This is a genomic window from Marinactinospora rubrisoli (assembly GCF_042664915.1).
Lineage (GTDB): Bacteria > Actinomycetota > Actinomycetes > Streptosporangiales > Streptosporangiaceae > Marinitenerispora > Marinitenerispora rubrisoli.
The window spans coordinates 487,850-501,707 of record NZ_JBHTBH010000003.1 but is presented as its reverse complement, the minus strand read 5'-3'; the positions used below and the strand labels follow the sequence as shown (position 1 = coordinate 501,707).

Here is a 13,858-nt window from a genome sequence, read left to right as displayed (position 1 = left end):
GAGACGGCGAACCCGACCATAAGCACGAAAGGTGAGCCGCCGAGCGTCCGGAGTCGCCGACGCCGACCGCCGAAGGCCACACCCGCGTCAGCGGCGAAGGAAAGCGAGACGGCGAACCCGACCATGAACACCAAGGGCGAGCCGCCGAGCGTCCGGAGTCGCCGACGCCGACCGCCGAAGGCCACACCCGCGTCAGCGGCGAAGGAAAGCGAGACGGCGAACCCGACCATGAACACCAAGGGCGAGCCGCCGAGCGTCCGGAGTCGCCGACGCCGACCGCCGAAGGCCACACCCGCGTCAGCGGCGAAGGAAAGCGAGACGGCGAACCCGACCATGAGCACCAAGGGCGAGCCGCCGCCCCGTCAAGCCGGCAGCAGCCCCGCGGCCAGTCCGGGGGCGTACACCAGCAGCACGAACCGTGCCGTCCGGGTCACCATGGTGATCCCGGTGAACCAGCCGAGCGGCATCCGGATCGTCCCGGCCAGCACGGAGACGAGCATGAACGGCGGGATGCTGGAGAACGAGCTGACCGCGACGAGCCCGCCCGCCCACACCGGCCGGCGCTCCGCCTTCTCGCGCAGGGCGGCGATCCGGCCGCTCCACCGGCTGGGACGGTCGGCCTTGCGGCGCAGCCACGGCAAGTCGAGAACGCCGCGGCCCAGGTAGTAGTAGACGATCTTGCCGAGCGTCTGGCCGAGGCCGGCCGCCAGCGCCATGGCCAGCAGGGCGCCCTCGCCCAGGAGCGTGGCCGCACCGACCAGGTACAGCTCGATGTTCACGAACGGCAGCAACGCCGAGGTCAGCGCGATCCCGAAGGCGAGCGCCGTCTCCCCCACTCCCCCGCCCCGCTTCCCAGTGCCGCCGGCCGGGCTACTGCTCGGCCGCGGCCAACTGGCCGCAGGCGCCGTCGATCTCCTGACCGCGAGTGTCGCGGATCGTCACCGAGACGCCGTGCGCGCGCAGTCGGCGGACGAACTCCCGTTCGTCCTCGGGCCGCGACGCCGTCCACTTGGAGCCCGGGGTGGGGTTCAGCGGAATCAGGTTGACGTGCACGAGATGCCCGGCCAGCAGTTCGCCGAGCAGGTCGGCGCGCCATGCCTGGTCGTTGATGTCGCGGATCAGCGCGTACTCGATGGAGACCCGCCGGCCGGTGGTGCCGGCGTACCGCCAGGCCGCGTCGAGCACCTCGGCGACCTTCCACCGGGTGTTCACCGGCACCAGCTCGTCGCGCAGTTCGTCATCGGGCGCGTGCAGTGAGACGGCCAGGCGCACCTGCAGCCGCTCGGCGATGAGTTTGTCGATGGCCGGTACCAGTCCGACCGTGGACACGGTCACGCCACGCTGGGAGATGCCGAGCCCGCCGGGGACCGGGTCGGTGATACGGCGCACGGCGTCGAGCACGCGGCGGTAATTCGCCAGCGGCTCTCCCATGCCCATGAACACGATGTTGCTGATCCGGCCGGGACCGCCGGCCACCTCGCCGCGCGCGAGGTCGCGGGCGACCGCGACCACCTGGTCGACGATCTCGCCGGTGGACAGGTTACGGGTCAGCCCGTTCTGTCCGGTGGCGCAGAACGGGCAGTTCATGCCGCACCCGGCCTGCGAGGAGACGCACAGCGTGACCCGGTCGGGGTAGCGCATGAGGACCGACTCGAACAGCACGCCGTCGAAGGCGCGCCACAGGGTCTTGCGGGTCATGCCGTCGTCGCAGGTGATGTGCCGCACCGGCGTGAGCAGCGGCGGCAGCAGCGCCGAACCGAGCCGCTCCCGGGCTTCGGCCGGCAGGTCGGTCATCTTCGCCGTGTCCGACTCCAGGTGGCCGAAGTAGTGCTGGGCGAGCTGCTTCGCGCGGAACGGCTTCTCGCCCAGCTCCGTCACCACGGCACGGCGCTCGTCGGGGCTGAGGTCGGCGAGGTGCCGGGGCGGCTTGGCGCGCCGCGGTGCGGCGAAGGTGAGCTCGGCAGGCATGGTTCGGTCCCGATCGCGGTGGCGGATGAGGGGCGGCGGCGCACCGGTGCTTCGCGGTAGTTTAGGGCCCTGCGGCCTGTCGCGGGCGTGCGGCGCCACCGGCACACGGGGTCCATAGTATGCGCCGCTCGGACGGGATCGCGCGACGACGAGTGACGGGAGGGGGAGTCGGTGACCGGGCCGCGCGTGCTCCTCGACCAGCTCAGCCCCTACCGCAGCCGCCGCGTCGTCGTGGAGTGCGACGGCCGCACCACGGCCGCCTACCTGCTCGACCCGCGCGGCGAGGTGCGGGTCCCGGTCTGGCTGGCCAACCACGAGGTGGCGCCCGACCACGACGAGCCGGACGAGACCGCCGGTGACCGCGCCCCCTTGATGCCGGCCCCGCACACCAAGCATCCCTTCGGCCGCTCTCCGCTGGACGCCGATCGCCTGCGGGTCGTGTGGTTCGAGGAGGGCGACGGGGTCGCGCTGCTGGACGACGACGGGCTGCTCGCCGTCATCCCGGGCTGGGCGGAGGCCGACGCCGGGCTGCCGGGATACGCGCGCGAGGCGATCGGCCGCAGCCCGTACGCGTGGGCACTGGACGACGTCTCCGCCCAATTGTGGCCGCGGGTCGTGCACGCCGAGGCGTACTGGGAGTGGCGCGCCGCCCCGAACGCCTGGCGCAGCGTGCAACGCACGGTCTTCGGCCACCTGGGCCGGACGGTGGGCCCGCCCGGCCACTACTGGGACGTCTCCGACGGCCACGACCCGCTGATCCGGGTGTCGGAGCGGCCGCCCACCGCCGAGCGGCCCTACACGGTGGTCAGCACCATCGGGATGTCAGGGCAGCGGATGCCCACCCTCGACCGCTACATGGCGGACACCTCCGCCTACGCGCGGGTCGAACTCGCGCTGGCCACCACGCGGCCCGCACACCTGGCGGCACGGGTGCTGCGCTGGCTGGGGACCTTCCCGTGGCGGGCGGTCACCTGGTTCGGCCCCGGGCACAGCGTCAAGTGGCTACGCACCGACGAAGACGCCACCGTGCGGGGCGACCATGCGGCGGTCCTGCTGGTCGCCGACCCCGGTCCGCTCATCGGCCCCGGCGACCAGCCGCCGCCGGACACCTCCGGCCTGACCTTCCACGGGGACCCGGTGAACTGGCTGTGGGTGGTGCCCATCACCCGGCCCGAGCACCTGTTCGCCAAGGAGCACGACGCCACCACCCTGATCGCCAAGCTCGCCGCCGAGGGACGGAGCTGGATCCTGCGCTAGGTGTGGTGTTCGAAAGCGGCCGGGAACACGTTCGGCGGGTGTACGACCGGCGACCGCGGGGTGGGGTGGGTCTACCCCGGCCGGTGTCGTCTTGGGCCTTGTCGGGCCGCACTGCCACCCGGCCCCGGAGGGTGCGGCGACCGCCGCCGTGCGGGATACGGCCGGGCTTGTGGATGTCGCGATGTGGACCGGTCCGCCGGGGCGGGCGCGCTCGTAGCGACGAACGGGCTCTGAGGCGGGCAGGTGGGGGCGGCCGCCTGGGTGCGGACGGCCAGGCGCTGGGGGCCCGCGCGGTGCGCCTGGCGCGGGTCCGATCCGTGCCTCGACTCTGGCGGATGTGGGGGCGGGTTGGTGGTGGGGCCATCGTCCGTGCCGGCCTGGCCCTCATGGTGGTGGCAGGGAGCGCGTTCGCGGGCCGTCTTGGGGGCGATGTCGACGTGTTCGGCGGCCTGGCGGCGGGTTCCTCCGTCCTCGACGGCACAGCGGGCGGGTCGCGAGCGCCCGGTCGGGGTGAGAGGGACGTCACGGTGCGGGGTGCGGACCTGCTGGTGCTCAGTGGAGATGTCCGGAATCAGAAGGACATATTGAGCGGGACGTGTCGTGTGTGACCAACGTGCCGGAACGGCACGACCGGCTCGTTGATGGTGAGTGGCGCGCTCTGTTCAGTGGTCACAAACGATCTGCCGTCCGGCCAGGGCGCTCGGCCGGCCGGTTGCGGTGGACACGGCATTGGCGCGCGGATCCACTGGCAGACGCACGCGTCCACGGGCCCTCGGCGCACCGGGCGGCATGCCGCTCCGGGCGGCGCCGGTTCTTCAGGGGCCGCCTCACCGTTCCGATCCGCTGGCGCGGCCACTCGGGGAGCGCCCGCCCGGCCGGTCGGCGCTCGGCATCGCGCACCGCGCGAATGGGCTCGTGGCGCGGGCCGTCCGGAGCCTTGGCGATCCGGGCTTGGTGACGTCCGTCTCGCACACGATCGGGCACGAGCCGGGAGCGCACGGCCCGACGTTGAGGTGGCGGCCACGGGCTCGGCTTCGGCCCGCACGGGCCGGGGCCCCGGTGCACGGTCGAACGGGGAGTGCCACTGTGTCTTTCGTCAAGCGAGGCGCGGGGTTCCGGCTTGGTAGCGGGCGCCGTCGCGCGGCATCGCGAACGGCACGCTGACGCGGTGGCGGACCAGGCGGATAGGAGCCTGCGTGTGCGTCTTCCCTCGGGCCCGGCACCGGTAGCAGTAGGCGCGCGGGAGGCGGATTCGTGCAGGACGGCGAACGCGGACGGGAACATCGCCCGTCCACGTTGCCGATTACCGCCTCGTGGTGCGTGTTCGCCGTGGATCGGGGTCCCCGAAGACGTCGTGGCCGGGGCCTTTCTTGCCGGCCGGGTCATCCGGTTCCCCGGCGCCGCCGCACCATGTCCGCAGCCCTTCCCCGCACCTTCCCCGTCAGCACAGAACGTCTAGGCCGGCACCGGGGGCGAGGAGCGCAGGTACCGGCCGGTGACCGAGTCGCCGCACCGCGCCAGGTCGGCCGGCGTGCCCTGGAAGACCACGCGGCCGCCGTTGCGGCCGGCGCCCGGACCGAGGTCGATCACCCAGTCCGCCTGGTTGACCACGTCCACGTTGTGCTCGATGACCACCACGGTGCCGCCGTTGTCGACCAGCCGGTCCAGCAGGCCGACGAGGGTCGCGGTGTCCGACATGCTCAGACCCGTGGTGGGCTCGTCGAACACGTACACCCCACCGGGTCTGTCGAGTTCGTCGGCCAGCTTCAGCCGCTGGCGCTCGCCGCCGGACAGCGTGCTGAGCGGCTGGCCGAGAGTCACGTACCCCAGTCCCACGTCCGCGAGCCGGCGCAGCACGTCCGCGACGCGTGGCTCGGGGAACACTTCGATCGCGTCGCCGACGCTGAGGCCGAGAACGTCCGCAATGGTGCGACCGCGCAGCCGGTGCCGCAGCGCCTCGTCGGTGAACCGGCGCCCGTGGCACTGCTCACAGGTGCTGACCATGGCGTCCATGAAGGCGAGGTCGGTGTAGACGACCCCGAGACCGGCGCATCCGGGGCAGCCGCCTTCGCCGTTGGCGGTGAACAGGGAGGCATCGGCCCCGGTCGCGGCGGCGAACAGCGCGCGGATGTGGTCGAGGATCCCGGTGTAGGTGGCGGGGCTGGACCGCCGCGAGGCGTGGATCGCGCTCTGGTCGACGACCACGACGTCCGGACGCGTCTCCGGCAGGAAGCCGCGGACGAGAGTGCTCTTTCCGGAGCCGGCGACGCCGGTGACCGCCGTGAGCACTCCGGTGGGGATGTCCACGTCCACCCCGCGCAGGTTGTGGCGGGTGGCGCCGCGGATCTCGATCGCGCCGGTGGGGGTCCGGGTGACGGCCCGTGGCGCGGGCCGGTGGCCGAAGAACCGGCCGGTGGGCGTCCCGGCAGCCGCGAGTCCGGCGACCGGCCCCTGGTAGCCGACCCGGCCGCCCTCCCGGCCGGGACCGGGGCCGATGTCGATGACATGGTCGGCCGCCGCGATCACGTCCGGGTCGTGTTCGACGACCAGCACCGTGTTGCCACGGTCGCGCAGGGCGCACAGCAGCTCCGTCAGCTGGGTGACGTCGTGCGGGTGCAGGCCGACGCTGGGCTCGTCGAACACGTAGAGCATGTCGGTGAGGCTGCTGCCCAGGTGGCGCACCATCTTCACCCGCTGCGACTCGCCGCCGGACAGCGTCGAGGTGGGCCGGTCCATGGTGAGGTAACCGAGCCCGATGGCGCACAGTCGCTCCAGCTGGGCGACCAGAGCCGTCACCACGGTGGCGCTGCCCGGGTCGTCGACCGCGCGGATCACCTCGACGAGGTCGGCGGCCTCCATGGCCGCGCACTCGGCGATGCCGTGTCCGTTGACCCGGCAGGACAGCGCCGCCGCCGAGAGCCGGGTGCCGCGGCATTCCGGGCACTCGCGCTGGACGACCACCCGCTCGAACGCCTCCCGGGTCCGCCCCTTCAGCGAGTCGGGGTCCTTGGGCAGCCACACCCGCTCCATGCGGGTCACCAGCCCCTCGAAGCGGGCCGGCACCGCGCCGCCCCGGCTGGGCAGGTCCACCGTGACGTCGCCGTCGCCGTGCAGGAAGAGCCGCCACTCCTCCGGGGTGTACGCGCGCAGCGGCTTGTCGTTGTCGAACAGCCCGGACCCGGCGAAGGTGCGCCACACCCACCCGCCCACCTGGAAGCTGGGGAACCGGATCGCGCCCTCGTTCAGCGACCGGTCGAGGTCCACGAGCCGGTCGACGTCCACCGTCCGGACCCTCCCCAGGCCGGTGCACTCGCGGCACATGCCCTGCGGGTCGTTGAACGAGAACGCGTTGGAGTAACCGATGAACGGCCGGCCGGCGCGCGACCACAGCAGCCGCATCAGCGAGTAGATCTCGGTGACGGTGCCGACGGTGGAGCGCACATTGCCGCCGATCCGCTGCTGGTCCACCACGATGGCGGCGGGCAGGTTCTCGATGGCGTCCACGTCGGGCTGTCCGTATCGCGGCAGCCGGTTCCGCACGAACGAGGTGAACGTCTCATTGAGCTGGCGCCGCGCCTCCGCCGCGACGGTGTCGAAGACGAGGGAGGACTTGCCGGACCCGGACACGCCGGTGACGACGGTCAGCCGGTGCTTGGGGATGTCGACGCTGATGTCGGCCAGGTTGTGCTCGCGGGCGCCGACGACCCGGATGTGGTCGGAAAGCATGCGGCGGACGGTAGTGCGGATACCTGCCAGTTCACGTCAGGTGGTGTCCGGACGCGGCCCGGATCACGCGAGCGCTCTGGCGTCCACGGCCGCCGAATAATCCTTTGACGGTCGATATGCGCGTTGCGATGCTGGCCGCCATGAAGCACGCCCGGTCCGGGGCGGACCTGCGCGGTGTGCGCGTCCTCGCCTCCCCGCCACGGCCACGGCTCCGCTCCCTGTACACCGGCACCGCGCTGAGCGCGGCCGAAGCCGCACGGGAGCGCGGTGAGAGCCGGGCCGACGGCGGCCACCATCTCCACCGGCCGCCCGCCGCCGGCCTCCTCGACGTGGTCGAGGAGGTGCCGGTCCACGACGAGCCGATCCACCGGTACCGGCACGACCCCGGCACCGGGCCGGGCACCGCCGCTCCCGGCGGCAGCGCCCCCGAGGGCCACAAGCTTCTCGTCACGGCCCTGGCCGAGGAATCGCGTCGGCGCTCCGCCCACCGCAGGCCGGACCCGCCCGGTGCGCTCACCGACGCCGAAGTGCGGATCGGCCCCGAGGAGTGGCGCGACGTGCCGGAGCGCGCGCACCGGACGGGCGCCGACCCGCACGCCGCCGTCCGTGCGCTTCGCACGCTGGTGACGGTTCCGGTCAACGCGAGGCCGCCGCTGTTCGGGCTGTGGCCTGGTGCGGCGCACGGAGGCACGGCCGGCGGTGCGGTGGGAACCTCCCGGTGACCTCAAGACCGCGGACGCCGGACCGGCTCCCCCTGACCGCTCCGTTACGGCACGCCGCCTTCCGCGCCCTGCTCGGCGGGCGCACGCTGATGTACTTCGGCAACGGGCTGGCCACCGCGGCCCTGGGCTTCGCGGTCCTCGACGTCACCGGTTCGGTCATCCACCTCGGCCTGGTGCTCGCCACCCGATCCCTGGCCAACGTGTCGCTGCTGCTGCTCGGCGGTGTCCTCGCCGACCGGCTGCCCCGGCCGCTGCTGCTGCTCGGCGCGTGCGCGGTGGCCGCGGCCTCACAGGGCGGGATCGCCGCGGCCGTCCTGCTGGACGCCGCCTCGCTGCCACTGCTGATGGCGCTCAGTCTGGTCAACGGGGCCGCCGCCGCGGCCAACATCCCGGCGGCCCTCGCCCTCACCCCGCAGACCGTGCCGGCGGACCTGCTCCGGCCGGCCAACGCCCTAGCGCGGATGGGCCTGCAGCTCGGCAGGGTCGCCGGCATGTCGCTGGGCGGGCTTCTCGTGGGGCTGGTCGGTCCGGGCTGGGCGATCGTGGTCGACGCCGTCGCCTTCGCGGCGGCGGGCGGCTGCTTCGCACTCGTCCGACTGCCGCGGGCGCCGGCACCGGCCGCGACGGCCGGCAACGTGCTGCGGGAACTGCGTGAAGGGTGGACCGAATTCGTCTCCCGGCCGTGGGTGTGGATCGTGGTCACCCAGTTCATGGTCCTCAACGCCATGGTCAACGGCGGCACCCGGATCCTCGGCCCGGCCATCGCCGACGAGACGTTCGGCCGCACCCTCTGGGGACTGGTACTGGCGGCGGAGACGCTGGGCGCGCTGGTCGGCGGCGTGCTCGCCGCGCGCTGGCAGCCGCGGCGCGCGCTGTGCTTCGGTGTGGCGCTGTCGGGAGCGTTCGCGCTGCCGCTCACCATGATGGCGGTCGCACCGAACGCGGCGCTGCTGTTCGTGGCGATGTTCCTGACCGGGGTGGCGGTGGAACAGTTCGGGATCGCATGGGAGCTGTCCGTCCAGCGACACGTCCCGCCCGAGAAGCTCGCCCGGGTGTACTCCTACGACGCGCTCGGGTCGTTCATGGCACTGCCGGTCGGCGAGGCGTGCATAGGGCCGCTCGCCGCGCTGGTCGGCACCGAGGCGACACTGCTCGGCGCTGCCGCACTGGTGCTGCTCGCCACGGCCGCGGCACTGGGCAGCAGAAGCGTGCGCACCCTCACACTGGATTGATCACGAAGCGTGAGCCGTCGAGCGTCCGGAGTCGCCGACGCCGACGGCCGAAGGCCCTTTCCGCGTCGGCGGCGAAGGAAAGCGAGAGGGCGAACGCGACCGGAAGCACCGTGCGTGAGCCGTCGAGCGTCCGGAGTCGCCGACGCCGACGGCCGAAGGCCCTTTCCGCGTCGGCGGCGTAGGAAAGCGAGAGGGCGAACGCGACCGGAAGCACCGTGCGTGAGCCGTCGAGCGTCCGAAGTCGCCGACGCCGACGGCCGAAGGCCCCACCCGCGTCGGCGGCGAAGGAAAGCGAGACGGCGAACGCGACCGGAAGGTCCGGCGCCGGTGTCAGCCCGCCGCCGACAGCAGCAGGCTGAGCACCACCCAGGCCACGGGTCCGGCCACCAGCAGCGAGTCGACCCGGTCGAGGATCCCGCCGTGTCCGGGCATGAAGCTGCCCATGTCCTTGATGCCGAGGTCGCGTTTGATCAGCGACTCGATGAGGTCACCGACCGTGGCGGCGAACACCACCGCCACGCCGAGCAGCAGGCCCACCCAGACCGGGCCGTCGAGCATGAAGCGGACGGTGAGCGCCCCGGCGAGCATGCAGGCGAGCACCGACCCGGCGAAGCCCTCCCAGGTCTTGTTCGGGCTGATGTTCGGCGCCATCTTGTGCCGGCCGGCGAGGATTCCGGCGAAGTAGCCGCCGATGTCGCTGCTGATGGTGACGACGATGAACGCGATCAGCCGCTCCTGGCCGTCGCCGGGCGCGGCCAGCAGGAGCAGCCAGGTGCCGAGCAGGAACGGCAGGTAGACCACGGCGAACACCGCGCCGGTCGCGTCGCGCACGTAGCCGTCGGCGCCGTCGCGCAGCCGCCACGAGAGCACCGCGATGACGGTGACCGCGAGGGAGCCCACGAACCACAGCGGGCCGCCGAAGTAGGCGCACGCCTGCATGACCACGCCCGCGACGGCGAGCGGAACCAGGGGCAGCCGGACGCCCCGGGAGCCGAACGCCCGGTTCAGCTCCCGGAGGCCGAGCAGGACGGCCGCGGAAGTGATGGCGACGAAGGCCGCCGGGAACGGGTAGATCGCCAGCAGGACGAGCGCCCCGAGAGCGACACCGCTGACCACGGCCACCGGCAGGTTCCGGCCGGTGCGGATCTTCTTACCAGGCTGCCCGGTGGGTCCCCCGGACCCGTCACCGGAGGCGGACTCGTTGGAGAGTGACACTGGACCTAGACTTCGAGCAGTTCCGCTTCCTTGTGCTTCAGCAGCTCGTCGATCTCCGCGACGTACTTGTGCGTCAGCTCGTCGAGCTCGTCCTGGGCGCGCCTGCCCTCGTCCTCACCGATCTCGCCGCCCTTGACCGCTTTGTCCAGCGCGTCCTTGGCGTGCCGGCGGACGTTGCGGATCGAGACCTTGCCGTCCTCGGCCTTGGTCCGGACCACCTTGACGTACTCGCGGCGGCGCTCCTCGGACAGCTCCGGGAAGACCACCCTGATGAGGTTGCCGTCGTTGGCGGGGTTGACGCCGAGGTCGCTGTCGCGGATGGCCCGCTCGATGGCCTGCGCGGCGCTCTTGTCGAACGGCGAGATGACCACCATGCGGGGCTCGGGAACCTGGAACGAGGCGAGCTGGTTGATCGGAGTCGGCGCACCGTAGTACTCCGCCGTGATGCGGTTGAACGTCGCCGGCCCCGGACGGCCGGTGCGGACCGCGGCGAAGTCCTCCTTGGCGACCACGACGGCCTTCTCCATCTTCTCCTCGGCTTCGAGAAGGGTCTCTTCGATCATGTCGGCTCCCGTGGGTCGCTGGTTGCGTCGGTTGGATGTCTGGCGCGGGTCAGCTGTCCGCCGGACACACGATCGTGCCGATCTTCTCCCCCCGGACGGCGCGGACGATGTTGCCCTGCCCCATGAGGTCGAAGACGACGATCGGCAGACCATTGTCCATGCACAGGCTCACCGCGGTGGCGTCCATGACCTTGAGACCGCGGGTGAGCACTTCGTTGTAGTCGAGGCGGTCGAACCGCACCGCGTTGGGGTTGCGCTGCGGGTCGGAGTCGTACACGCCGTCCACCTGGGTGCCCTTGAGCACGGCCTGCGCCCCGATCTCCAGCGCCCGCTGCGCGGCCGCGGTGTCGGTGGAGAAGAACGGCGCGCCGAGCCCGGCGCCGAAGATCACCACGCGGCCCTTCTCCAGGTGGCGGATGGCCCGGCGCGGGATGTAGGCCTCGGCGACCTGGCTCATGTGGATGGCCGTCTGGACGCGGGTGTCGACCCCGAGACGTTCCAGGAAGTCCTGCAGCGCGAGGCAGTTGATCACCGTGGCGAGCATGCCCATGTAGTCGGCGCGGCCACGCTCCATGCCGCCTTCGGAGAGCTGGGCGCCGCGGAACATGTTCCCGCCGCCGATGACGACCGCCACCTGGATGCCTTCGGCGACCGCCGCGGCGATGGCGTCGGCGACGTAGCGCACCACGTCCGGCGCGATGCCCAGCTGCTCGTCGCCGGCGAACGCCTCCCCCGAAAGCTTCAGTACGACACGTCGCCAGCCCGAATCGTGCATGGCTGGCCCGTCGACGGGGACGGAGCTGTGTACATCGGTCTCCGGCACGGCGGCGGCCTCCTTCTGGTTCCCCGAGTGGTACTGCCATGCGCGACCCGGACCCGAGAGAGCTGAGGGCCGCGCCTTATCCACCAGAGGTGCCGGGGAAAACTCCCCGGCACCTCCATCATGTCAAAGGTTAGGACTGGCCGACCTTGAACCGGACGAAGCGGCGCACGGTGACGCCGGCCTCGTCGACCACCTTCTGGATGGTCTTCTTGTTGTCCTTCACGAACGGCTGCCCGAGCAGCGTCGCGTCCTTGAAGAAGCCGTTGACGCGGCCCTCGACGATCTTGGGCAGCGCCTGCTCCGGCTTGCCCTCCTCGCGGGCGGTCGCCTCGGCGATGCGGCGCTCGTTCTCGACGATGTCGGCGGGGACGTCGTCCCGGCTGACGTACTTCGGCGCGAGCGCGGCGATCTGCTGCGCGAGATCCTTGGCGACCTCCGGCTCGGCCTTGTCGAGCTCGACCAGCACGCCGAGGGTCGGCGGCAGGTCGGGGTCGGACTTGTGCATGTAGCTGGCGACGTAGGCGCCCTCGACCTTGGCGAAGCGGCGCAGCTCCAGCTTCTCGCCGATGACGGCGCTGTTCTCCTCGATCACCGTCTGCACGGTCTTGCCGTCGGCGTACTCGGCGCTGAGGAGCGCGGCGACGTCGGCGAAGTCGTTGCCCGCGACGAAGGCCGCGAGGTCGGCGGCGAGCTGCTGGAACTTCTCGTTCTTCGCGACGAAGTCGGTCTCGCAGTTGAGTTCGACGAGCACCGCGGAGGTGTCGCCGTCGCTCTTCAGGGCGACCAGGCCGTTGGCGGCGGTGCGCTCGGCGCGCTTGCCGACGTCCTTGGCGCCCTTGACGCGCAGGAACTCGACGGCCTTCTCGAAGTCGCCCTCGGACTCCTCCAGCGCCTTCTTGCACGCCATCATGCCGGCGCCGGTGAGCTCACGCAGCTTCTTGACGTCAGCGGCGGTGTAGTTCGCCATTGCTCTGTATCTCTATCCGTTTCCGTGGGAAAGGGGTCAACGCGGAACGCGCGGATGCCCGGGTTCAGGCTTCCTTCGGAGCCTCGGGGGCCTCAGCAGGGGCCTCGGAGGGCTCCGCCGTCTCCGCGGCGGGCGTCTCGGCGGTCTCAGTGGCCTCAGCGGTCTCGGCCGGGGCCTCCGCCTCGCTCTTGCCGCCCTCCAGCAGCTCCCGCTCCCACTCGGCCAGCGGCTCCTCGGCGGCCTTCTCCTCACCGGCGCTGGCACCGGAACGCGCGAGCAGACCGTCGGCCACGGCGTCGGCCACGACCCGGGTCAGCAGGCTGACACTGCGGATGGCGTCGTCGTTACCCGGGATCGGGTAGTCGACCTCGTCGGGGTCGCAGTTGGTGTCGAGGATGGCGACGACCGGGATGTTGAGCTTGCGGGCCTCGCTGATCGCGATGTGCTCCTTCTTGGTGTCCACGATCCACACCGCGCTGGGGACGCGGGACATGTCGCGGATACCGCCGAGGGTGCGCTCCAGCTTGTCCTTCTCACGGCGCAGGCCGAGCAGCTCCTTCTTCGTGAGGCCCGAGGCGGCCACGTCGTCGAAGTCGATCTCCTCCAGCTCCTTGAGGCGCTGCAGCCGCTTGTGGACGGTGGAGAAGTTGGTGAGCATGCCGCCGAGCCAACGCTGGTTGACGAACGGCATCCCGACGCGACGGGCCTGCTCGTCGATGGCCTCCTGCGCCTGCTTCTTGGTACCGACGAAGAGAATGGTGCCGCCGTGGGCCACCGTCTCCTTGACGAACTCGTAGGCGCGGTCGATGTAGGCGAGCGACTTCTGCAGGTCGATAATGTAGATGCCGTTGCGCTCGGTGAAGATGAACCGCTTCATCTTCGGGTTCCACCGGCGGGTCTGGTGCCCGAAGTGGACGCCGCTTTCGAGCAGCTGACGGATCGTCACGACAGTGGCCATGACCGGGTCCTCCTTGATTCGGCGGAGCAGGCTCCGCCTCGGTTGTTCCTGACGTCCTGGCCGATCCGCCAGCCCGTCCGGAGACGGGTGGACCGTGAGAGCGGCCCTTCCCTACGGGAAGCACGAGGACGCGCGAATTGAGTGGCTGGATCCAGCCACCTGATGATTCTAACCGGCGTTCGGGTGTCGGCACGCCTAGCTCCGCGGCCCCGCGGATGTCAAGCGGCCCCGCTGGCGCGGCGTCTCCGGGTCACGTTCACCTCCTCGCTCCACTCCACCGGCACCGCGCGAAGAGCCTCCGGCCACAGGCGGCGCCGCCTCCGCTCACTCGTCGGCTCACCGCTCCGCGCCCCCGGTCACGTTCACCTCCTCGCTCCACTCCACCGGCACCGCGCGAAAAGCCTCCGGCCACAGGCGGCGCCGCCTC

General features: G+C 71.7%; 13 protein-coding genes and 1 pseudogene. 3 read left to right on the top strand and 11 right to left on the bottom strand.

What is annotated here, in order from left to right; all coding sequences use genetic code 11:
- From ACFQRF_RS09020 to rlmN, 3 genes are all read right to left on the bottom strand, one after another.
- A partial coding sequence (locus ACFQRF_RS09020) for a hypothetical protein (protein WP_379870402.1) occupies positions 1 to 344 on the bottom strand: 344 nt, incomplete at its 3' end.
- An 18-nt stretch (positions 345 to 362) separates the two neighbouring features.
- Positions 363 to 836, bottom strand: coding sequence for a VTT domain-containing protein (locus tag ACFQRF_RS09015; RefSeq protein ID WP_379870400.1), 474 nt, complete (start codon positions 834 to 836; stop codon positions 363 to 365).
- Between the two features lie 34 nt (positions 837 to 870).
- Positions 871 to 1,968, bottom strand: coding sequence for a dual-specificity RNA methyltransferase RlmN (rlmN, locus tag ACFQRF_RS09010; protein ID WP_379870399.1), 1,098 nt, complete (start codon positions 1,966 to 1,968; stop codon positions 871 to 873).
- Positions 1,969 to 2,139: 171 nt separating this feature from the next.
- Between rlmN and ACFQRF_RS09005 the strand changes: the two genes are divergently transcribed.
- The gene (locus tag ACFQRF_RS09005) at positions 2,140 to 3,225 is read left to right on the top strand and encodes a suppressor of fused domain protein (RefSeq protein ID WP_379870397.1); all 1,086 of its coding nucleotides are present in this window, start codon (positions 2,140 to 2,142) and stop codon (positions 3,223 to 3,225) included.
- Between the two features lie 1,096 nt (positions 3,226 to 4,321).
- On the opposite strand, the pseudogene ACFQRF_RS09000 reads toward ACFQRF_RS09005, so the two are convergent.
- Positions 4,322 to 4,641: pseudogene (locus ACFQRF_RS09000) on the bottom strand (IS110 family transposase); the annotation flags it as partial.
- Positions 4,642 to 4,680: 39 nt separating this feature from the next.
- On the bottom strand, positions 4,681 to 6,951 hold the full coding sequence (locus tag ACFQRF_RS08995; RefSeq protein WP_379870395.1) for an ATP-binding cassette domain-containing protein: 2,271 nt from the start codon (positions 6,949 to 6,951) through the stop codon (positions 4,681 to 4,683).
- 140 nt (positions 6,952 to 7,091) lie between these two features.
- On the opposite strand from ACFQRF_RS08995, the gene ACFQRF_RS08990 reads away from it, so the two are divergent.
- Positions 7,092 to 7,673, top strand: coding sequence for a transcriptional regulator (locus ACFQRF_RS08990; protein WP_379870393.1), 582 nt, complete (start codon positions 7,092 to 7,094; stop codon positions 7,671 to 7,673).
- On the top strand, positions 7,670 to 8,905 hold the full coding sequence (locus ACFQRF_RS08985) for an MFS transporter (RefSeq protein WP_379870391.1): 1,236 nt from the start codon (positions 7,670 to 7,672) through the stop codon (positions 8,903 to 8,905). Before ACFQRF_RS08990 ends, ACFQRF_RS08985 begins: the two co-directional genes overlap by 4 nt.
- Here the strand turns inward: ACFQRF_RS08985 and ACFQRF_RS08980 are convergent.
- The 6 genes from ACFQRF_RS08980 to rpsB all read right to left on the bottom strand — a co-directional run bounded on the left by ACFQRF_RS08980 (position 8,892) and on the right by rpsB (position 13,431).
- Positions 8,892 to 9,119: a hypothetical protein gene (locus ACFQRF_RS08980; RefSeq protein WP_379870389.1), complete on the bottom strand. Its 228-nt coding sequence runs from the start codon at positions 9,117 to 9,119 to the stop codon at positions 8,892 to 8,894. The two genes, ACFQRF_RS08985 and ACFQRF_RS08980, sit on opposite strands and share 14 nt — an antisense overlap.
- Before the next feature lie 116 nt (positions 9,120 to 9,235).
- Positions 9,236 to 10,120, bottom strand: a complete 885-nt coding sequence (locus ACFQRF_RS08975; RefSeq protein ID WP_379870387.1) for a phosphatidate cytidylyltransferase — start codon at positions 10,118 to 10,120, stop codon at positions 9,236 to 9,238.
- A gap of 5 nt (positions 10,121 to 10,125) precedes the next feature.
- Positions 10,126 to 10,683: a ribosome recycling factor gene (gene frr / locus ACFQRF_RS08970; RefSeq protein WP_379870385.1), complete on the bottom strand. Its 558-nt coding sequence runs from the start codon at positions 10,681 to 10,683 to the stop codon at positions 10,126 to 10,128.
- Between the two features lie 49 nt (positions 10,684 to 10,732).
- Entirely contained in the window at positions 10,733 to 11,458 is a 726-nt protein-coding gene (pyrH, locus tag ACFQRF_RS08965; RefSeq protein ID WP_379870442.1) for a UMP kinase, read from the bottom strand.
- 178 nt (positions 11,459 to 11,636) lie between these two features.
- Complete coding sequence (gene tsf / locus ACFQRF_RS08960; protein WP_379870384.1) at positions 11,637 to 12,473, bottom strand: translation elongation factor Ts; 837 nt, start codon at positions 12,471 to 12,473, stop codon at positions 11,637 to 11,639.
- A gap of 64 nt (positions 12,474 to 12,537) precedes the next feature.
- The gene (rpsB, locus tag ACFQRF_RS08955; protein WP_379870382.1) at positions 12,538 to 13,431 is read right to left on the bottom strand and encodes a 30S ribosomal protein S2; all 894 of its coding nucleotides are present in this window, start codon (positions 13,429 to 13,431) and stop codon (positions 12,538 to 12,540) included.
- Positions 13,432 to 13,858: the final 427 nt, after the last annotated feature.